The organism is Pseudomonas sp. A34-9 (genome assembly GCF_029543085.1).
GTDB lineage: Bacteria > Pseudomonadota > Gammaproteobacteria > Pseudomonadales > Pseudomonadaceae > Aquipseudomonas.
This window is the reverse complement of sequence record NZ_CP119967.1, coordinates 3073129-3092950: the sequence shown is the minus strand read 5'-3', so window position 1 is coordinate 3092950 and position 19822 is coordinate 3073129. Positions and strand designations below refer to the sequence as shown.

General features: G+C 57.9%; 23 protein-coding genes. 14 read left to right on the top strand and 9 right to left on the bottom strand.

Translation table 11 applies throughout. The annotated features are described in order from the left end of the window. The first annotated feature begins 63 nt into the window (after window positions 1-63). Together P3G59_RS13810 and P3G59_RS13805 are read left to right on the top strand one after the other, a co-directional pair. A complete protein-coding gene (locus P3G59_RS13810; RefSeq protein WP_277761985.1) occupies window positions 64-1599 on the top strand; it encodes a cyclic diguanylate phosphodiesterase in 1536 nt (511 codons plus the stop codon). 235 nt (window positions 1600-1834) lie between these two features. Further along, window positions 1835-2200 carry a histone-like nucleoid-structuring protein, MvaT/MvaU family gene (locus P3G59_RS13805; protein ID WP_277761984.1) on the top strand — a complete coding sequence of 122 codons (366 nt, stop codon included), beginning with the start codon at window positions 1835-1837 and terminating at the stop codon, window positions 2198-2200. A gap of 219 nt (window positions 2201-2419) precedes the next feature. Here the strand turns inward: P3G59_RS13805 and P3G59_RS13800 are convergent, their stop codons facing one another. Beyond that, window positions 2420-2938 (bottom strand): DUF4946 domain-containing protein, encoded by a 519-nt coding sequence (locus P3G59_RS13800; protein ID WP_277761983.1) that lies wholly within the window; start codon window positions 2936-2938, stop codon window positions 2420-2422. A gap of 139 nt (window positions 2939-3077) precedes the next feature. On the opposite strand from P3G59_RS13800, the gene gloA reads away from it, so the two are divergent. Continuing rightward, a complete protein-coding gene (gene gloA, locus P3G59_RS13795; protein ID WP_003224626.1) occupies window positions 3078-3599 on the top strand; it encodes a lactoylglutathione lyase in 522 nt (173 codons plus the stop codon). 250 nt (window positions 3600-3849) lie between these two features. Here gloA and ahpF read toward each other — a convergent pair whose 3' ends face one another. The 3 genes from ahpF to P3G59_RS13780 form a co-directional block, all read right to left on the bottom strand. Then, window positions 3850-5412, bottom strand: a complete 1563-nt coding sequence (gene ahpF, locus P3G59_RS13790; RefSeq protein ID WP_277761982.1) for an alkyl hydroperoxide reductase subunit F — start codon at window positions 5410-5412, stop codon at window positions 3850-3852. Between the two features lie 124 nt (window positions 5413-5536). Continuing rightward, on the bottom strand, window positions 5537-6100 hold the full coding sequence (gene ahpC / locus P3G59_RS13785; RefSeq protein ID WP_277761981.1) for an alkyl hydroperoxide reductase subunit C: 564 nt from the start codon (window positions 6098-6100) through the stop codon (window positions 5537-5539). Between the two features lie 137 nt (window positions 6101-6237). Next, window positions 6238-7176, bottom strand: coding sequence for a site-specific integrase (locus tag P3G59_RS13780; RefSeq protein ID WP_277761980.1), 939 nt, complete (start codon window positions 7174-7176; stop codon window positions 6238-6240). 177 nt (window positions 7177-7353) lie between these two features. On the opposite strand from P3G59_RS13780, the gene P3G59_RS13775 reads away from it, so the two are divergent. Continuing rightward, window positions 7354-8370: a DNA-binding protein gene (locus P3G59_RS13775; RefSeq protein ID WP_277761979.1), complete on the top strand. Its 1017-nt coding sequence runs from the start codon at window positions 7354-7356 to the stop codon at window positions 8368-8370. On the opposite strand, the gene gorA is transcribed toward P3G59_RS13775, so the two are convergent. Both gorA and galU read right to left on the bottom strand, forming a co-directional pair. Further along, window positions 8367-9725, bottom strand: coding sequence for a glutathione-disulfide reductase (gene gorA / locus P3G59_RS13770; RefSeq protein ID WP_277761978.1), 1359 nt, complete (start codon window positions 9723-9725; stop codon window positions 8367-8369). The genes P3G59_RS13775 and gorA overlap by 4 nt on opposite strands. Before the next feature lie 128 nt (window positions 9726-9853). Then, entirely contained in the window at window positions 9854-10693 is an 840-nt protein-coding gene (galU, locus tag P3G59_RS13765) for a UTP--glucose-1-phosphate uridylyltransferase GalU (protein WP_007912230.1), read from the bottom strand. A 258-nt stretch (window positions 10694-10951) separates the two neighbouring features. On the opposite strand from galU, the gene P3G59_RS13760 reads away from it, so the two are divergent. After that, window positions 10952-11137 carry a hypothetical protein gene (locus tag P3G59_RS13760; protein WP_008082671.1) on the top strand — a complete coding sequence of 62 codons (186 nt, stop codon included), beginning with the start codon at window positions 10952-10954 and terminating at the stop codon, window positions 11135-11137. Window positions 11138-11280: 143 nt separating this feature from the next. Further along, on the top strand, window positions 11281-11562 hold the full coding sequence (locus P3G59_RS13755) for a hypothetical protein (protein ID WP_277762152.1): 282 nt from the start codon (window positions 11281-11283) through the stop codon (window positions 11560-11562). A 3-nt stretch (window positions 11563-11565) separates the two neighbouring features. Here P3G59_RS13755 and P3G59_RS13750 read toward each other — a convergent pair whose 3' ends face one another. Together P3G59_RS13750 and P3G59_RS13745 are read right to left on the bottom strand one after the other, a co-directional pair. Continuing rightward, complete coding sequence (locus P3G59_RS13750) at window positions 11566-11796, bottom strand: hypothetical protein (RefSeq protein WP_007912247.1); 231 nt, start codon at window positions 11794-11796, stop codon at window positions 11566-11568. Window positions 11797-11867: 71 nt separating this feature from the next. Beyond that, entirely contained in the window at window positions 11868-12224 is a 357-nt protein-coding gene (locus tag P3G59_RS13745) for a hypothetical protein (RefSeq protein ID WP_095120936.1), read from the bottom strand. Window positions 12225-12435: 211 nt separating this feature from the next. Between P3G59_RS13745 and P3G59_RS13740 the strand changes: the two genes are divergently transcribed. The 5 genes from P3G59_RS13740 (at window position 12436) to ada (ending at window position 15574) form a co-directional block, all read left to right on the top strand. Beyond that, complete coding sequence (locus P3G59_RS13740; RefSeq protein WP_057400164.1) at window positions 12436-12738, top strand: DUF1883 domain-containing protein; 303 nt, start codon at window positions 12436-12438, stop codon at window positions 12736-12738. Window positions 12739-12765: 27 nt separating this feature from the next. Next, the gene (locus tag P3G59_RS13735; RefSeq protein ID WP_277761977.1) at window positions 12766-12942 is read left to right on the top strand and encodes a hypothetical protein; all 177 of its coding nucleotides are present in this window, start codon (window positions 12766-12768) and stop codon (window positions 12940-12942) included. A gap of 94 nt (window positions 12943-13036) precedes the next feature. Then, window positions 13037-13747, top strand: a complete 711-nt coding sequence (locus P3G59_RS13730) for a 2OG-Fe(II) oxygenase (protein WP_277761976.1) — start codon at window positions 13037-13039, stop codon at window positions 13745-13747. Between the two features lie 5 nt (window positions 13748-13752). Beyond that, entirely contained in the window at window positions 13753-14418 is a 666-nt protein-coding gene (gene alkB / locus P3G59_RS13725) for a DNA oxidative demethylase AlkB (RefSeq protein WP_277762151.1), read from the top strand. Window positions 14419-14506: 88 nt separating this feature from the next. Further along, on the top strand, window positions 14507-15574 hold the full coding sequence (gene ada, locus P3G59_RS13720; RefSeq protein WP_277761975.1) for a bifunctional DNA-binding transcriptional regulator/O6-methylguanine-DNA methyltransferase Ada: 1068 nt from the start codon (window positions 14507-14509) through the stop codon (window positions 15572-15574). Between the two features lie 139 nt (window positions 15575-15713). On the opposite strand, the gene P3G59_RS13715 is transcribed toward ada, so the two are convergent. Then, complete coding sequence (locus tag P3G59_RS13715) at window positions 15714-16697, bottom strand: MDR family oxidoreductase (protein WP_277761974.1); 984 nt, start codon at window positions 16695-16697, stop codon at window positions 15714-15716. Between the two features lie 439 nt (window positions 16698-17136). Between P3G59_RS13715 and P3G59_RS13710 the strand changes: the two genes are divergently transcribed. The 3 genes from P3G59_RS13710 to modB all read left to right on the top strand — a co-directional run bounded on the left by P3G59_RS13710 (window position 17137) and on the right by modB (window position 19819). Further along, window positions 17137-18201 carry a nitronate monooxygenase gene (locus P3G59_RS13710; RefSeq protein WP_277761973.1) on the top strand — a complete coding sequence of 355 codons (1065 nt, stop codon included), beginning with the start codon at window positions 17137-17139 and terminating at the stop codon, window positions 18199-18201. Window positions 18202-18370: 169 nt separating this feature from the next. Continuing rightward, window positions 18371-19138: a molybdate ABC transporter substrate-binding protein gene (gene modA / locus P3G59_RS13705; protein WP_277761972.1), complete on the top strand. Its 768-nt coding sequence runs from the start codon at window positions 18371-18373 to the stop codon at window positions 19136-19138. Then, complete coding sequence (modB, locus tag P3G59_RS13700) at window positions 19139-19819, top strand: molybdate ABC transporter permease subunit (protein WP_008082690.1); 681 nt, start codon at window positions 19139-19141, stop codon at window positions 19817-19819. Window positions 19820-19822 lie beyond the last annotated feature (3 nt).

Below are 19822 nucleotides of genomic sequence, written 5' to 3'. Positions count from 1 at the left end.
AATTTGCGCGCCGTTATCCGGCCTGCCTTCAAAAGCCTCAATCCATCGCGACAGGATGCGCCCATGCCGTTAACCGTCAGACCCCGCCGCACGCGCGGCACGCGCATCGTTGTGACACTGCTCAGCGGCCTGCTTCCGGTGCTGCTGGGCAGCGCGATCCTTTACATGCAGGCTGAACGCACGCTGGAACAAAGTTCACGACAGACTGCAGACGAGGCGTTGGGCCAGTTCGAGTTGATGCTCGATAACACCGCCCAGGCCGCCCGTGAATTGCTGCCACTGGCCGGCCAGACGTGTGAGAACGTCAAACTCGCCCTGCGCGAGCAAGTGACACGCCGTCCGTTTGTGCGCTCGACCAATCTGGTGTGGGACGACAACCTCTATTGCAGTTCGTTGTTTGGCGACTTCAAGGAAGCCGTCAACGCGGGTGACTACAACCAGGGCAAGTTGTGGCTGATGAATGGCAACCCGGTGACACCCAACACCGCCCTGTTGGTCTATCGCCTCAGCGAAGGTCGCGGCGGCGCCCTGACGACACTCGATGGTTACCATCTAAGCAACATGTTGCGTCTGATCGGCCGGCACATGCTGCTGGTATTGCAAGTGGGCGATCACTGGCTGTCGGCCGATGGCAAAGTACACACCGGCGCCCTGCCCGCGTTGCCGATAGCGCAAAATACGCTGGACTCTTCGCGCTATGCGTTTAGCGTTTCTGCCGGTTTCCGCGAAGGCGAAACCTGGCGCTACATGGCCAATGAATACCCGCCGCTGTTTAGTTTGTTGATCTTTTTTGGTGGGGTGTCGGGTGCCATCGGCCATGTCTTGCAGAAGCGCTCTACTTCTCCGAGCCACGAGATGCTCCGCGCATTGGAAGCCGGCGAGTTCATTCCTTACTTCCAGCCCGTAGTGCATGGCGACAGTAAGAAATGGTCGGGGGCGGAAGTGCTGATGCGTTGGACTCACCCCAAAGAAGGACTGGTGCGCCCGGACCTGTTTATTCCATTCGCCGAACATTCGGGATTGATCGTGCCGATGACCCGCGCCCTTATGCAACAGACCGCCGCAGTGCTGGGACCGCTGTCGTCAACGTTCACCCCGCCCTTTCATATCGGCATCAATATCACCGCGAGCCATTGCAAGGACCTGGAACTGGTGGAGGACTGCCGGGAGTTTCTCGCCGCGTTCGTGCCCGACAGCATCAGCCTGGTCCTGGAGTTGACCGAGCGCGAATTGATCGAGCCGACCGACATCACCCGGCAACTGTTCGAGCAACTGCATGCACTGGGCGTGAAGATCGCGATTGACGACTTCGGCACCGGCCACTCAAGCCTCGGCTACTTGCGCAAATTCAATGTCGACTTCCTCAAGATCGATCAGAGTTTCGTCGCCATGATTGGCGTCGACGCGCTGTCCCGACACATTCTCGATACCATAATCGAACTGTCGGCCAAGCTTGATTTGGGTATTGTTGCCGAAGGTGTCGAAACTCAGGCACAAGCCGATTATCTGACTGCACATCACGTCAACTTTCTGCAAGGCTACCTGTTCGGCAAACCGATGCCGGCCGCAGACTTCATCAGCGCATTAACTCACCATTAACTAAGCCGGATTAAGACGAACGTCCCGATCAGGCGCACCAATTTGATACAAAAGACCGCTGTTGTTACATGAGGACAACATCAGGATTTACTCTTGGCGCATTAACTACTACAATTTTTTCAACCTGAGCAAGATTGGCAGGTGAGCCATTTATCACCGAGTCGCTTCAAGGCTCTTGGCTTATTAGCTTTGTTTGCGGTTGGTATCAGCCAAACACACTATTGGAGTAAAGATATTGTCCAGACTCGCTGAATTTCGTGCAGCTGAAAAGGCCCTTCAGGAACAGCTCAAACAGCTGGAATCGCTGAAGAACGATGCCGGGCTCAAGAAAGAAATCGAATTCGAAGAAAAGCTCCAGGGGCTGATGAAAACCTACGGCAAAGGCCTGAAAGACATCATCGCCATCCTCGATCCGAACCCGGCAAAATCCGCTCTGCAGACCTCCGCAGCACCTAAAACCCGCCGCGCTCGCGTGGTCAAGGTTTATCAGAACCCGCACACCGGTGAACTGATCGAAACCAAGGGCGGCAACCACCGCGGCCTGAAAGCCTGGAAGGAACAATACGGTGCTGCCACCGTTGATTCCTGGTTGCGCGGTTAATCCCCTGCCAACAAAAAAGCCCTGCATCATGCAGGGCTTTTTTATTGACAATATCTAACAAATGAAATGAATTTCATCGAAGAAGTTGCGAGTTTTCTGTAACGTTGCTGAGCCAGTCTGCTAAACATTTTGCTGCGCGATGTTGCGATCACGGCTCACGTTAAACTTTGTGCTTAATCCCTTCGGGTATCTAACCCTCACCGTGAAGAGTACAGCGGCTTAAAGTTTCAAGCTGTTTCTCACCGCCACTATCTCGTCTGCGCTCGCCTTATAAACCTCAGCTTGCCCGGCGTAGGAAAGAACATAAGCCTTGTCCGCCTCGACCGCCGCTACCAGGGTTTGCGACAACACATGCCGGCCGTTTTCGGTGATCGTGCAAGTGGTTTCCAGCGCCGACAAAGTACCCAGCGTCGCCGCATGCACTTTGTTGCAGACGCTCTGGTAGCTTCCCTGGAAGAAGTCCTTCTGTATCGACTTGCGCATCTCCAGCAGCACGCCCTGCAAATTGACCTGGTGGCCTTTCTCAACCTGCGTCATGGTCAATTCCATCACCATCACCTGATTGCCATCGGCGTCGTTTTTCACCGCCCGTTGCCGGGAAACTTGCGCCGTCGCGTCAGGCAGCGCTTCGACGGCCCAACCGGCCGGCCAGGTAATAATGGGCTCGTCCGCCGACACGCCGACCGCAGCGAAAGACAACGCAGAAAAAACAAACAGGGACTTGAACAGTCGGATCATTGTCGGACGCACTCGCAGATTGAGCCGTAAAGTCTGAGGCCCGCCCGCACGCAGGGCAAGTCTGCCCTTTCATTTGGCGATGCTGGCAGGCATGCGTATCATTGCGTCCATTCACTCGCCCATAGTTATTGGAGGGCCCATGAGCCTGCACGAACTCAACACTTTCCCCGGCGTCACTGCCACCCCAGACAGCGCAACCCGCAACTTCGTCTTCAACCACACCATGTTGCGCGTCAAAGACATCACCCAATCCCTGGACTTCTACACCCGCGTACTGGGTTTCTCGCTGGTCGAAAAGCGTGACTTCCCGGAAGCCGAGTTCAGCCTGTATTTCCTCGCACTGGTCGACAAGGCGCAGATTCCGGCCGATGCCGCCGCTCGCACCGAGTGGATGAAGTCGATTCCGGGCATTCTCGAACTGACCCATAACCATGGCACCGAGAATGACGCGGATTTCGCTTATCACAACGGCAATACCGATCCGCGCGGGTTTGGCCATATCTGCATTTCGGTGCCGGATATCGTGGCTGCGTGCGCACGTTTTGAAGAACTGGGCTGCGACTTCCAGAAGCGCCTGACCGATGGCCGCATGAAAAGCCTGGCGTTCATCAAGGATCCGGATGGTTACTGGGTCGAGATCATCCAGCCTGCGCCGCTGTAAAAGCTGAAAAGCCCCTCACCCTAGCCCTCTCCCATAGGGAGAGGGGACTGATTGGGGGATATTGGAGAATTACGCCGACTTGAACGATTGGCGTTGAATCCATATCGATTGGCGCTTTCAGGTCGACGGAGACCGCCGGACACCTCGGTCGGCTCCCTCTCCTTCGGGAGAGGGCTGGGGTGCGGGGCAGCTTTTACACGCAATAAAAAACCCGTGATCGCTCACGGGTTTTTCATTTCAGGCCTGAGGCTTACGCCGGAGCCGAAGTGCGGATCAAGTGATCGAATGCACTCAACGAAGCCTTGGCGCCCTCGCCCACCGCAATCACGATCTGCTTGTACGGCACAGTGGTCACGTCACCCGCTGCGAAGATGCCCGCAATCGATGTTTCACCACGGTTATCGACAATGATCTCGCCACGCGGCGACAGCTCGATGGTGCCCTTCAGCCAGTCAGTGTTCGGTAGCAGACCGATCTGCACGAAGATCCCTTCCAGCTCGACAGTGCGCAGTTCATCAGTAGTGCGATCCTTGTAACGCAGGCCGTTGACCTTCTCACCGTTACCAGTGACTTCAGTGGTTTGCGCACTGGTGATCACGGTGACGTTCGGGAGACTGTGCAGCTTGCGTTGCAATACGGCGTCGGCACGCAGTTGTACGTCGAACTCCAGCAGCGTTACGTGCGACACGATCCCGGCCAGGTCGATGGCCGCTTCAACGCCGGAGTTACCGCCGCCAATCACTGCCACACGCTTGCCTTTGAACAGCGGACCGTCGCAGTGCGGGCAGTAGGCCACGCCTTTGTTGCGGTACTCCTGCTCGCCCGGCACGTTCATTTCACGCCACCGCGCACCGGTCGCCAGAATCACACTTTTGGCTTTCAGGGTCGCGCCGCTGGCAAAGTGAACTTCATGCAGCTCGCCGTTTTTACCCGGGATCAGCTTGTCGGCGCGTTGCAGGTTCATGATGTCGACGTCGTACTGTTTGACGTGCTCTTCCAGCGCAGTGGCCAGTTTCGGCCCTTCGGTTTCCTGCACGGAAATGAAGTTCTCGATGGCCATGGTGTCGAGCACCTGACCGCCGAAACGCTCAGCCGCGACGCCAGTCCGGATGCCCTTACGCGCGGCATAAATGGCAGCCGAAGCACCGGCCGGGCCACCGCCGACAACCAGTACATCAAAAGCCTGTTTGGCGCTGATTTTATCGGCCTGACGCTCGATGGCGCCGGTGTCGAGTTTGGCGAGAATCTCTTCCAGGCCCATGCGGCCCTGACCGAAGTTTTCACCATTGAGGTAGATGCTCGGCACGGCCATGATCTTGCGATCGTTGACTTCGTCCTGGAACAACGCGCCGTCGATGGCGACGTGGCGGATGTTCGGGTTGAGCACGGCCATCAGGTTCAGCGCCTGGACCACGTCCGGGCAGTTCTGGCAGGACAGCGAGAAGTAAGTCTCGAAGCTGAACTCACCTTTGAGCGAGCGGATCTGCTCGATCACTTCAACACTGGCTTTCGATGGGTGGCCGCCGACTTGCAGCAAGGCCAGCACCAGCGAGGTGAACTCGTGGCCCATCGGGATACCGGCGAATCGCAGACTGATGTCGGCGCCCGGGCGGTTGATCGAGAACGATGGCTTGCGCGCGTCGTCACCGCTGTCGATCAAGGTAATTTGGCTCGAAAGACTGGCAACGTCTTTCAGCAGTTCCAGCATTTCACGGGATTTCGCACCGTCGTCGAGGGAGGCAACGATCTCGATCGGCTGGGTGACCCGTTCCAGGTACGATTTCAACTGGGCTTTAAGATTGGCGTCCAACATACGGGCGATTTCCTTTATTTGAGGCGAAAAAAAGCCCGAGCGAATCTCGCCCGGGCATTTTTATTGGGCGGTGCAGCGTACTTAAGAAGGTGCGGCGTACCGCCCTGAGTTGCGTGTCACAGACTTAGATCTTGCCGACCAGGTCCAGGGACGGCGCCAGAGTGGCCTCGCCTTCTTTCCACTTGGCTGGGCAAACTTCGCCTGGGTGAGCAGCCACGTATTGAGCGGCCTTGATCTTGCGCAGCAGCTCGGAAGCGTCACGGCCAACGCCGCCATCGTTCAGTTCAACGATTTTGATCTGGCCTTCAGGGTTGATCACGAAGGTGCCACGGTCAGCCAGGCCAACTTCTTCGATCAGCACGTCGAAGTTGCGGGAGATGGCGTGGGTCGGGTCGCCGATCATGGTGTATTGGATTTTGCCGATGGCTGGCGAAGTGTTGTGCCAGGCAGCGTGGGCAAAGTGGGTGTCGGTGGAAACGCTGTAGATTTCTACGCCCAGTTTCTGGAAAGCAGCGTAGTTGTCAGCCAGGTCTTCCAGCTCGGTTGGGCAAACGAAGGTGAAGTCGGCTGGGTAGAAGAACACGACCGACCACTTGCCTTTCAGGTCAGCGTCCGAGACTTGAACGAAGTCGCCGTTTTTGAACGCGGTAGCTTTGAACGGTTTTACTTGGCTGTTGATGATAGGCATCGATGACTCTCCGTCAGGGGTTATGAAGTTGATGGGTGAATCCTACCCACTCACTCGACGGATGGCTCATTGGCAAACCTGATGCTGCTGATTTGTTTTCGCTATTAGCTGACTGTATTAATAGAAGAAAACGATCTCTACGACGAAGCCGGTTTATCCGTAATCCGAGCCATTCCCTGGAATGGGCTGGCTTCAACATAGCGCATCGCCGACTTCATATCCTTCCAGCCGACATAACTCATCAATGATTTCAAATCCCAGCCACTTTGATGCGCCCACGTCGCGAAGCCTCGGCGCAGGGAGTGGCTGGTGTAGTTTTCGGCGGCAATGCCCGCGCGTTGCAACGCCTGACGCAGCAGCGGGATGATGCTGTTGGCGTGCAGCCCCTCCTCGTTCAGATTGCCCCAGCGGTCGATGCTGCGAAAAACCGGGCCGCGTACCAACGCCGCCTCAGTGATCCAGTCGATGTAGGCGTGCACCGGGCACAGCTTGAGCAACGCCGGGGCTTGATAGGTCTGGCCGAGGTTTTCCCGATCGCCCTTGCTGCGTGGCAGATACAAGGTCATGCCTTTGCCAGCGTGCGCTTGCACGTGTTCGATTTGCAGGCGGCACAACTCATCGCTGCGGAAGCCGCGCCAGAATCCCAAAAGTATCAATGCGCGATCACGATAAGCCTTGAGCAGTAACGGGCGATCCTGTTGCTCTCTTGCGGTTTGCGCCTCCTGCTCAAGCCAATCGATGACGCGCTGCAGATCCTGCAACTGCAACGGCTCGGCCTGTTTCTCCTGCGCCGGGTGCAGCGCGCGAATGCCTTTGAAGACCTTGCGCACCACCGGCGCCTTGGTCGGATCGGCAAACCCTTGGCTGTTGTGCCACTGCGCCAGCGCCGACAGTCGCAGTTTCAGCGTATTGATCGACAGCTCTTCGGCGTGCGCCACCAGATAACGCGCAACGCTGTCGGCCGTTGCTGGCAAGAATCCGCCCCACTTCACCTCGAAATGCTCGATGGCCGCGCGATAGCTACGGCGGGTGTTGTCGCGGGTGGCGGCTTGCAGATAGCGATCCAGATCGCTCATGGGCTGTTTTCTCGCTGGCGTACTGAGACAGGGATGCAGAAGCGCATTTTGCCGTCTGACACTGGGTAATACCAGTATATCCCGTGTCTTTATTATCAAAGGTTTATCTTTATTTTTGAGATGGTACACTGCGTACTTTAGTGGCATGTACCACAGTACGTAACCGTAGGAGTTCACATGGCCCGTGGCGGCATTACCAAAGCCCTGGTGCAGATCGCGCGCACCGCGATCCTCGCCCGTGGCGAACACCCGAGCATCGATGCAGTACGCATTGAAATGGGCAACACCGGCTCGAAAACCACGATCCATCGTTACCTGAAAGAGCTGGACGACGGCGCTCAACCGATTGAAGCCTCGGCCGAGCCGATCGATGATGAGTTGACCGCCCTCGTCTCCCGCCTCGCTCAGCGCCTGAAAGAACAGGCGCAAGAGCCCATCGAACAGGCTCGCGAACAGTTTGAGGAACAGCGCGAGGCGCTGGAATCGGAGCTGAAACAGACGCGGCAAACGCTGGAAAAGCTCGAACACGAGCACGACATTCAAGGCGCAGCCCTGGCGCGTGAATCCGAAGCGCTTGGCAACACCCGTTCGATGCTGCAAACCGAACAGACCCGTAATGCCGGGCTGAATCAGGCACTGGCCGACTTTGAGTTGCGCCTGCAAGACAAGGACGAGCAGATTCGCTCGCTGGAAGAAAAACACCTGCACGCCCGCGACGCACTGGAGCACTACCGCAACGCCAGCAAAGAGCAACGCGAGCAGGAACAGAGCCGCCACGAAGCGCAAGTGCAGCAGATTCAGGCGGAATTGCGCCAGGCGCAGCAAAGTGCACTGGTTCGTCAGGACGAGATCACGCAACTGCACCGCGACAACGAACGCCTGCTCACGGAGAACCGTGGCACGCAGCGCGAACTGAGCTTGCTGCAAGACCAACTCAAGCAGAGCAATCAACGTCAGGATCAGTTACTGGAACAAGCGACGCGCGTCGACAGCGAGCGCACCCTCCTCCAAGAGCGCTTGCGCGTGGCCACACTGGAAAGCCAGACACTCAAACAGAGCATCGAGGAGCAGACGCTGCTCAACCAGTCACTGGAGAAGGAATTGAACAAGGCTCAGGCGAGCCTGGAGGAAAGCCAGCGTCTGGCAGCTACCGTTGCGGCAGCGCCAGACACAGCCAAACCGAAAGACGCTTAAGCGCCGATCGGCGTACGCATGGTGACAAACTCTTCGGCGGCCGTCGGGTGCACCCCGATCGTGTCGTCGAAGTCACGCTTGGTTGCGCCAGCCTTCAGCGCAATCGCCAGACCCTGGACGATCTCGCCAGCGTCCGGGCCGACCATGTGGCAGCCAAGGACTTTGTCAGTCTTGCCGTCGACTACGAGCTTCATCAGGGTCTTTTCCTGACACTCGGTCAGCGTCAGCTTCATCGGCCGGAAACGGCTTTCGAAGATCACCACATCGTGGCCGGCCTCGCGCGCTTCCTCTTCGGTCAAACCGACCGTGCCGATGTTCGGCAGACTGAACACCGCCGTCGGGATCATCTTGTAATCCACCGGACGATATTGCTCTGGCTTGAACAGACGCCGCGCCACCGCCATGCCTTCGGCCAACGCCACGGGCGTCAATTGCACACGACCGATGACATCGCCCAGCGCCAGAATCGATGGCTCACTGGTCTGGTACTGCTCGTCGACTTTGATAAAGCCTTTGTCGGTGAGCTGCACGTCGGTGTTTTCCAGGCCCAGATTGTCGAGCATCGGGCGCCGGCCAGTAGCGTAGAACACGCAGTCCGCTTCCAGCACACGACCATCCTTGAGGGTGGCTTTCAAGCTGCCATCGGCCTGCTTGTCGATACGCGCGATGTCGGCATTGAACTGCAGATCCAGACCACGCTTGGTCAGTTCTTCCTGCAAATGCTTGCGCACCGAACCATCGAAGCCGCGCAGGAACAGATCACCGCGATACAGCAACGTCGTGTTGGCGCCGAGGCCGTGGAAAATCCCGGCAAACTCGACCGCGATGTAGCCACCGCCAACCACCAGAACACGCTTTGGCAGCTCTTTGAGGAAGAACGCCTCGTTGGAACCGATCGCGTGTTCGCGCCCGGGAATCTCCGGAATCTGTGGCCAGCCACCAGTGGCGATCAGAATGTTTTTCGCAGTGAAACGCTCGCCATTCACTTCAACCTCATGCGGGCCAGTGATCTTCGCGTGCGCCTCGTGCAGGGTCACGCCACTGTTGACCAGCAGGTTGCGATAGATGCCGTTGAGGCGATTGATCTCGCGATCCTTGTTGGCGATCAGCGTCGCCCAATCGAAATTCGCTTCGCCCAGGCTCCAGCCAAAACCGGACGCCTGCTCAAAGTCTTCGGCGAAATGCGCGCCGTACACCAGCAGCTTTTTCGGCACACAGCCAACGTTGACGCAGGTCCCGCCCAGATAACGGCTTTCCGCCACCGCCACTTTCGCACCGAAGCCGGCCGCAAAACGCGCAGCGCGCACACCGCCGGAACCGGCACCAATCACATAAAGGTCAAAATCGTAGGCCATTTCTCTCTCCTCGGCAGGGGATCAGCATACCTGCAGTCAGCCATTGGGCAAGCAATGCCAGTCATATGGGGGCGCAAAATGAAAAAACCCGCCGAAGCGGGTTTTTCTTGCAAACCAATCAAGCGCTCTTAGTAAGCCTTGCCAGTCTTGTAGAAGTTCTCGAAGCAGAAGTTGGTCGCTTCGATGTAGCCTTCAGCGCCACCGCAGTCGAAACGCTTGCCTTTGAACTTATAGGCCATCACGCAGCCGTTCTGGGCTTGTTTCATCAGGGCGTCGGTGATCTGGATTTCGCCGCCCTTGCCTGGCTCGGTCTGTTCGATCAGGTCGAAGATGTCCGGGGTCAGGATGTAACGACCGATGATCGCCAGGTTCGACGGCGCGTCTTCCGGCTTTGGCTTCTCGACCATGCTGTGAACGCGGTAGATGTCGTCGCGGATCATCTCGCCGGCGATCACGCCGTACTTGCTGGTTTCCTGCGGGTCGACTTCCTGGATGGCAATGATCGAGCAGCGGAACTGCTTGTACAGTTTGACCATCTGGGTCAGTACGCCGTCACCTTCGAGATTGACGCACAGGTCGTCCGCCAGTACCACGGCGAACGGTTCGTCACCGATCAGTGGGCGACCGGTGAGGATCGCGTGGCCCAGACCTTTCATTTCAGTCTGACGAGTGTAGGAGAACGAGCACTCGTCGAGCAGTTTGCGGATACCGACCAGGTACTTCTCTTTGTCGGTGCCCTTGATCTGGTTTTCCAGCTCGTAGCTGATGTCGAAGTGGTCTTCCAGAGCACGCTTGCCACGACCGGTGACGATGGAGATTTCCGTCAGGCCGGCATCCAGAGCTTCTTCAACGCCGTACTGGATCAGTGGCTTGTTTACCACCGGCAGCATTTCTTTAGGCATGGCTTTAGTCGCTGGCAGGAAGCGAGTACCGTAACCGGCTGCTGGGAACAAGCATTTCTTGATCATATAAGTCCTTGAAAGGGCTGTGTGTACGAGTTTCGGCGCAGTCTAATCAGGCGGCGTGCACCTTACAATGCCCCGCACTGGCTAACCGATGCCAACATAGAGAAATATTCTCGCCGATAGTTCCATCGGCATCCTGACGCAGCCAGATCAGCGTAGCTCAAAGCGGCCGAGAAACTGAATCACCATACGCTCATCGCCCCCCAATGCGAGCATTTGGCGGTATCATGGCGCCTTTGAACCAGCGAACGAGACAAATAGATGGCCGCGGTAAAAATCGTCAACGGGTATGTGATCGACAAGAAAGACGGCAAGTGGACGCTGACCACCACCAATGGCGAACACATCGCCGGGCCTTTCGACAGCGAACAAATGGCGACCGATGTTGCTTCCGTATTCACGGACACCCCGGCATCGGCCAAGCGCCGTGGCAAAGATCAGGACTGATCAGCCCCGACACGCCCCAGCCCTGCCCTCGTGCAGGGCTTTTTTGTGCCCGCTGACAAACAAGTGGCCAAACGCTATAACCTTTTCACACCGGCGCTGTCAGAGCGTCTAGTCCCCCTTGTTGAAGACCCCCGAACATGACCTTGAAAAAATGGCTACCCCTGATTGCGTTATTGGCACTGGCCGGCTGTGCGACCTCCCAACCCACGTACCTGAACAACGGTGAACAGGGCCTGTCGATCGATTGCTCCGGTGAAGCCAACTCCTGGGCGACCTGCTATGAAAAAGCCGATGCGTCCTGTGCGGGCACCGGTTATCGCATCGTGGGCACTGACGGTACGCCTCAGCCCAAGGAAAGCGATAAAACCCTGGGAGTCGATGTCGGCAATTACAAGAACCGCAGCGTTGTCGTGGTCTGTAAATAGACCTTACATATGAATTTCGGCGAATTTGATCCCGAGTCCGCGTACGACTTCGATCAAATCGTCGAGGCGGTTGAACGACTCGACTTCGTCGTTTTCGTCGACCAGGAAGTAACTGCGTCCGGCGCTTTTCTTGAAAAACACGATCCACTCCCCCGGATTCGCCGGGTTCTGGATGACATGGGTGGCAGAGATCAGGCCCTCTACGTGGCGTTCCCGTACTTGCTCTCGCTTCATCGCGACTCCAGAAATAAAAATGCCGTCACAGCATGACTGCGACGGCATCGTTGCTGATGACTATCAGTCTATCAGCCGGAAATACACGCATTGGCAGCGTTTCGCACATCACGCGGACGCACCGGCACATTCGACATGCGTTCATGCAACTTGATGCTGCTGCCGCCGGAGCGATCTTCGATATCAAATACCGCTGCCGCGCCGGTGGAGAATTTACCCGGTACGATGACCCGAACCCCGTCCTTGTGCGGCTGCATTTGCAGTGCGCCGCGGCTGTCCGCCAGCTTTTCGGCCAGGCATTGGGCATATTCATGGGGTTTCTTGCCAGAGATTACGCTCACGGTCGGCAGCGTTTCATTGATTTCGGAAACACTCGCACAACCACCCACAGCCAAAACCAACGGCAGACACACCACACCCCACTTCATAAAAAACCTCCGTTAAAGACCGTCCGACAGCACAAATGCCGTTTTTCTCCGGGGCCTTCTGCATTTAACCCGCATCCGATTGCGAATATCTGTTCAAAATTGTCAAACCAGTGCCCGACGGCCAGATAATAACCCGTGCGGGCTGATAAACTGCGCCCAATCGACAAGCTATCGTTTTGATTTTGTAGAAAAAGCCCTTCTGGAGGCGCCCATGAAATTCATTCACCAGCGCGAACACCTCAACGAAGACGACATCGTCGTCATTCAATGCTCGCAAATGTGCAATATCCGTCTGATGAACGACGCCAACTTCCGCAGCTTCAAGAACGGCGGCCGTCACACCTATCACGGCGGCGCCTTCGACACCTTTCCGGCCCGTATTACCGCGCCGAGCACCGGTTTCTGGAACATCACCATCGACACCGTCAACCGCCGTGCGATCAGCGTCACTCGCAAACCGACGCTGACTCACTCGATCAAGATCATCCGTCGCTCCAGCAGCAAACTCAGCTGAGACACGCCGCTCAACCAGAAGGAAAGCATGACCGTGGCCCAAACGACCAAATATGTCATCAAGTACAAACTCAATGGTGAACGCCGCTTTGAGTTCGCGCAGCTGGAAAACGGCACCGAGGAAGAAGCCAAGGCTGCTCTGGATGCGATTCATGGCCAGACCGACGACGTGATCAGCGACATCGCCGTCAGCAAAGCGCTGTAAACATCGACAGGAAATTCGACCGCAAGCGGCGGAGTGTTCTGCCGCTACGTCCTGCCTAGACTGACTTTCTTCGACCCAGCGTCAAGGAGTCAGCATGTCGATGTCACCCTCTCGTCTGGATTCACTCGACTGGGCAAGCCTTGAGCGGCAGCTCGATCAGGACGGCTACGCAATCATCCGTTCGCTGCTGCTGGCCGAGACCTGCGATCAATTGAGTGAGCTGTATCAGCAGACCGAACCGTTTCGTTCGCAGGTCATCATGGCCCGCCACGGTTTCGGTCGCGGCGAGTACAAATATTTTCGTTATCCCCTGCCGACGCCCGTAGAACGCCTTCGCGGCGCGCTGTACCCGCGCCTGGTGGCCTTGGCCAATCGCTGGTACGAACGCATGAACCTGCCCGAGCGTTTTCCGGCGAACCACGCCGAATTTCTTCAGCGCTGCCATGCAGCAGGCCAGATACGCCCTACCCCTCTTCTTTTGCAATACGGCCCGCAGGACTACAACTGCCTGCATCAGGACCTGTACGGCGAATCGGTTTTTCCGCTGCAGGTAGCGATTCTTCTGTCAGCACCCGGGCAAGACTTTACCGGGGGTGAATTCGTTCTCACCGAGCAGCGCCCGCGCATGCAGTCTCGCCCGCACGTACTCGATCTGACGAAAGGTGATGCCGTGATCTTTGCCGTGAATCAGCGCCCGGCCAAAGGTGTACGCGGTGATTATCGGGTGACGATGCGCCACGGCGTCAGTCGCCTGCACAGTGGAAAAAGGCATACCCTAGGCATCATCTTTCACGACGCCACTTGACCCACATGCAACCGAGCACTTTCGATCTGTTCGCCGATCATGAACCCGAACAACGCCCCCGCGCCGAGCAGATTGGCGAGCAATCGTGGGTGCTGCATGGTTTCGCCCTGCCGCTGATCGAGCAGATCCTGCCGGCGCTAGATGCGACTCTTGCCGCAGCGCCCTTGCGCCACATGGTCACGCCGGGTGGGTTCAGCATGTCGGTGGGCACCAGCAGCTGCGGCGCTTTGGGCTGGATCACTGATCGCCACGGGTATCGTTACTCCAGCGTCGACCCGCTCAGTGATTTGCCATGGCCAGCGATGCCGGAAGTATTCGCAGCACTGGCGCACGCGGCGGCCGCGCAAGCCGGATTCGCTGACTTTAACGCCGATTCCTGCCTGATCAACTGCTATGTCCCCGGCGCCAAGATGTCATTGCACCAGGATAAAGACGAAAAGGCCTACAGTGCACCGATCGTTTCGCTGTCACTGGGGTTGCCGGCAATGTTCCTCTTCGGCGGTTTCAGTCGCAGCGACAAGAGCCAGCGCATTGCCTTGCTGCATGGCGACATGGTGGTCTGGGGTGGCGTTGATCGCTTGCGCTTTCACGGTGTACTGCCGATCAAGCAAGGCCGGCATCCGCGTCTGGGTGAACAGCGAATCAATCTGACCTTTCGCGTGGCCGGATAGCCTGCAAAAAATTTGACCGCAAGGCCCGGAGTGTTGCGCCTTGCGACGCTGGTTAACCTGAATCAAACAGGTCAACGGACAACCCCTCATGAAAACGCTTTCGACCCCCTTCACGATTGAAAATGATCCGCGCTGGGCCGCTGTGGTTGCACGAGATTCACGGGCGGACGGGCAATTTGTCTATGCGGTGAAAACCACCGGCATCTACTGCCGCCCGAGCAGCCTCTCACGCTTGCCAAAACCGCAGAACGTCGAGTTTTTCGATACCGCTGAGCAGGCCGAGGCTGCCGGCTATCGGCCGAGCAAACGAGCCAGCAAGGATCAGAGTGATGTTGCCGCGCAGCATGCCGCGACCGTCGCCATTGCCTGCCGCCATATCGAATCCGCCGAGACGTTGCCGGCGCTCAACGAACTGGCGCAAACCGCCGGTCTGAGTCCGTTTCATTTCCATCGCGTCTTCAAGGCCGCGACGGGGTTGACGCCCAGGGGCTACGCAACGGCGCATCGCTCGCGCAAAGTCCGTGAGCGCCTGGCAGACGGCGGCTCGGTAACCGATGCGCTGTACGACGCCGGTTTCAATTCCAATAGCCGTTTCTATGAATCAGCGGATCATTTGCTGGGAATGAAACCCGGCGACTATCGCGCTGCCGGGAAGAACAACGACATTCGCTTCGCCGTCGGCCAATGTTCGCTCGGAGCGATTCTGGTGGCGCAAAGCGAACGTGGTGTGTGTGCGATTCTGCTGGGTGACGATCCGCATCAATTGGTGTGCGATCTGCAGGACCAGTTTCGTCAAGCCAACCTGATTGGCGCCGATACCGGCTTCGAGCAATTGATCGCCAAAGTCGTGGGATTTATCGAAGCGCCGGCGATTGGCCTGGACCTGCCGCTGGACGTTCGTGGCACGGCGTTTCAGGAACGCGTGTGGCAGGCGCTGCGGGAAATTCCGCTGGGCCAGACGGCCAGCTACGCCGAGATTGCCCAGCGCATTGGCGCACCGACATCCATGCGCGCGGTAGCCCAGGCGTGCGGGGCCAACCGTTTGGCGGTGGCGATCCCTTGCCACCGCGTGGTGCGCAGCGATGGCAATCTTTCGGGCTATCGTTGGGGCGTCGAGCGCAAACGTCAATTGCTTGAGCGCGAGACGCAGCCTTAACGGATACCGATGTAGACCGCGACTGACTCGGGGCCGGTGCAGGCCTCGAAGTCAGTGGCGAAGCGCCGCTGAAATCGAATGTGCCACTCCCTCTCGATTGAAATGCGGCCCTCGCAGAGCCGCGACGGCACCTACTCTGTCAGCGATTGACGTCCACCACAACCCGCCCGCGAAGCTGTCCGGCAAGTAACTTCGGCGCCGCATCAATGGCCTCGCTCAGGCCGATTTCATGGCTGATCAATGCCAGCAACGAGACATCCAGATCCTTGGCCAGACGCGCCCACGCTTCGAGACGGCGCGCCTTGGGCTGGGTCACGCTGTTGATGCCGGCCAGGGTCACACCACGCAAAATGAACGGGGCAACCGACGCCGGGAAATCCATGCCCTGCGCCAGACCACAGGCGGCGACGGTACCTTCGGAGCGCGTGCTGGCGCAGGCATTGGCCAACGTATGACTGCCCACCGAGTCGATCACCGCTGCCCAGCGCTCTTTGGCCAGTGGCTTGCCGGGCGCTGACAACGTGGCGCGGTCGATGATTTCACCGGCACCCAACTGCTGCAGATATTCATGCTCGGAAACCCGGCCAGTCGACGCGACGACACGATAGCCAAGCTTGCTCAGCAAAGCGATGGCGAAACTGCCAACGCCACCATTGGCCCCCGTGACCAACACTTCCCCCTGATCCGGCGCCACGCCATTACGCTCAAGCGCGAGAACGCACAGCATCGCCGTATACCCAGCCGTACCGATGGCCATGGCTTGCGCCGCTGTAAAGGCTTTGGACAAAGGAATCAGCCAGTCGCCATTGAGCCGCGCCTTCTGCGCCAGACCACCCCAGTGATTTTCGCCGACACCCCAGCCATTGAGCACCACCTGATCACCCACCTTATAGTCGGGGTGGGAACTGGCTTCTACGGTGCCCGCCAGGTCGATCCCCGGCACCATCGGAAACTTGCGTACCACCGGACTGCTGCCGGTAATCGCCAGACCATCCTTGAAGTTCAGCGTGCTGTACGCAACAGCGACGGTGACATCGCCTTCGGGCAACTGATCTTCGTTGACTTGCTGCACATTGGCGCGATAACCGCTGTCGTCTTTGTCGATCACAATGGCGTTGAACATGACTGCCTCGCATGACTGTTTTTCAGAATGTCGTGCCTTGAAATACCACATCGCAACACGCTGCCACATACGACTTTGCGCCAATCGGCGAATCCGCCGGGTATTTCCAACGCGGGCGACTATGCTTTTTCGACGGTCGTGGTTTTGCCGTTATTCCTTTAGAAATCGGCCTGTCGATGGAGCTGACAATGTCTTACCCGCGCTCGTTTCTCATGATGTTGATGCTGTGCCGGCTGACGTTCAATTTCGGCAACCAGCGCACCAACAATTTTCACAACTCCTCGCAATTCATGAATCACTCGTTTGGCGGCGGAGGGGGTGGCGGATTTCATCGACGCTGAAAAACTGCACGGGTTGTTCTGAATTTCGAACTGGCTGCGGATCCGCTTTTACTGCTAAAAAACCGGCTTTACCTTTCATGATTTGGAGTACAGCCGTCATGAGCCAATGGCCAGACACCCGCCTTCTTGACCTGCTCGGCATTGAACTGCCAATCATCCAGGGCCCGATGGCCGGCGCGACGAATTCGTCCATGGTCATCGCCGTGTGCAATGCCGGCGGCCTTGGCTCAATGCCGGCGGCGATGCTGAGCCTCGAGCAATTGCGCGAAGAGCTGAACACCATTCGCCAACACACCCGCAAGCCCTTCAACGTCAACTTCTTCTGCCATCAGCCACCGCCGGTCGATGAGCAACGCGCCGGTGAATGGAAGCATCTGCTGGAGCCGTATTACCGCGAACTGGGTGCCGATTTCGCTGCACCGACACCGGTGTCGAACCGAGCACCGTTCGATGCGGCCGCCTGCGACGTACTGGAAGAATTTCGACCTGAGGTCGTGAGTTTCCACTTCGGTCTGCCAGAGAAATCCCTGCTGGATCGGGTCAAGGCAACCGGGGCGAAAATTCTTTCCTCGGCCACCACTGTCGATGAAGCGATCTGGCTGGAGCAGCACGGCTGCGACGCGATCATCGCCATGGGCTACGAGGCCGGCGGCCATCGCGGCATGTTTCTCAGCGATGATCTGAGCAGTCAGGTCGGCACGTTTGCCCTGGTGCCTCAGGTGGTCGATGCGGTGAAAGTGCCGGTGATTGCAGCCGGAGCCATTGCCGATGCGCGCGGTGTGGCGGCGGCGTTCTTGTTGGGCGCTTCGGCGGTGCAGGTCGGCACAGCCTATCTGTTCACGCCGGAAGCGAAAGTCAGCGCCGCTCACCACAAAGCGCTGCGCACCGCCAAAGAGAGCGAAACGGCGATCACCAATATCTTCACCGGGCGACCCGCGCGGGGTATTCTCAACCGCGTCATGCGTGAGCTGGGTCCGATGTCGCCGAAGGCACCGGCATTCCCCTTGGCCGGTGGTGCACTGATGCCACTGCGAGCGATCAACGAAGCAGCGTTTGCCAACCTCTGGGCCGGTCAGGCATTCACTCTCGGTAAAGACACCGGCAGCGCTGAACTGACCCGGCAATTGGCCGAAGGTGCATTGGCAAAACTCACTCGCCAGTGACGCAAAACAGAGTGAGGATCAAGCATCCTCAATCTGGTTTTAACCAACGCTTCCCGTTTGGCGGTATTTCGCTATATATTTCGCTATATAGCGAATTCCCCCCCTCGCATCGGCGCAGTCCACCTCCAACAATAACTGCCCTCTGCACTAGCCAACACGGAGCCGTTACATGACCATTCGTGCCTCACGTTTTGCCCCTGCCTGCCTGACCTCTTTACTCGCCGTCTTCGCCATCGGCGCTGCTCAAGCTGATGAAGTGCAGGTGGCGGTTGCAGCCAACTTCACCGCGCCGATCCAGGCCATCGCCGCCGATTTTGAGAAAGACACCGGGCACAAGCTGGTTGCTGCCTACGGCGCCACAGGCCAGTTCTACACCCAGATCAAAAACGGCGCGCCGTTTGAAGTGTTCCTCTCCGCTGACGACACCACCCCGGAAAAACTCGAAAAAGAAGGCGACACCGTCAAAGGTTCGCGCTTCACCTACGCCATCGGCACTCTGGCGTTGTGGTCGGCGAAAGAAGGCTATGTCGATGCCAAAGGCGAGGTTCTGAAAAAGAACGAGTACCAGCACCTGTCCATCGCCAATCCGAAAGCGGCGCCCTACGGCCTGGCAGCCACACAAGTGCTGGAAAAGCTCAAACTGACCGAAGCCACCAAAGCCAAAATCGTTGAAGGCCAGAACATCACGCAGGCTTACCAATTCGTTTCCACCGGCAACGCCGAACTGGGTTTTGTCGCGCTGTCGCAGATCTACAAGGACGGCAAAGTCAGCAGCGGTTCGGCATGGATCGTCCCGGCGAGCATGCACGATCCGATCAAACAAGACGCCGTGATCCTCAACAAAGGCAAAGACAATGCCGCTGCCAAGGCACTGGTTGAATACCTTAAAGGCCCGAAAGCCGCTGCGGTGATCAAGTCCTACGGTTACCAGCTCTAAATGTCGCTGACGAGTGCCGATTTCGCGGCGATCTGGCTGACCCTGAAACTGGCGTCACTGACTACCGCGATCCTGTTGGTGGTCGGCACTCCGATTGCCCTGTGGCTGTCGCGCACCCGTTCGTGGTTGCGCGGCCCGATCGGAGCAATTGTCGCCCTGCCCCTTGTGCTGCCACCGACCGTCATCGGTTTCTATCTGCTCCTGATGATGGGCCCGCACGGGTTTCTCGGCCAATTCACCCAATGGCTGGGCCTGGGCACCTTGACCTTCAGTTTCACTGGCCTGGTGATCGGCTCGGTGATCTATTCCATGCCTTTCGTGGTGCAACCATTGCAAAACGCGTTCTCGGCGATCGGCACCCGCCCACTGGAAGTCGCCGCTACCCTGCGCGCCAATCCGTGGGACACTTTTTTCAGCGTGATTCTGCCACTGGCTCGCCCCGGTTTTGTCACGGCGGCGATCCTCGGCTTCGCGCATACCGTTGGTGAATTCGGCGTGGTGCTGATGATCGGTGGCAACATTCCTGACAAGACCCGCGTGGTTTCCGTACAAATTTACGACCACGTCGAAGCGATGGAATACGCACAGGCGCACTGGCTGGCCGGGGCGATGCTGGTGTTCTCGTTTCTGGTGTTGCTGGCGTTGTACTCCAGCCGCAAGACCCGCGCAGGCTGGAGCTGAGTG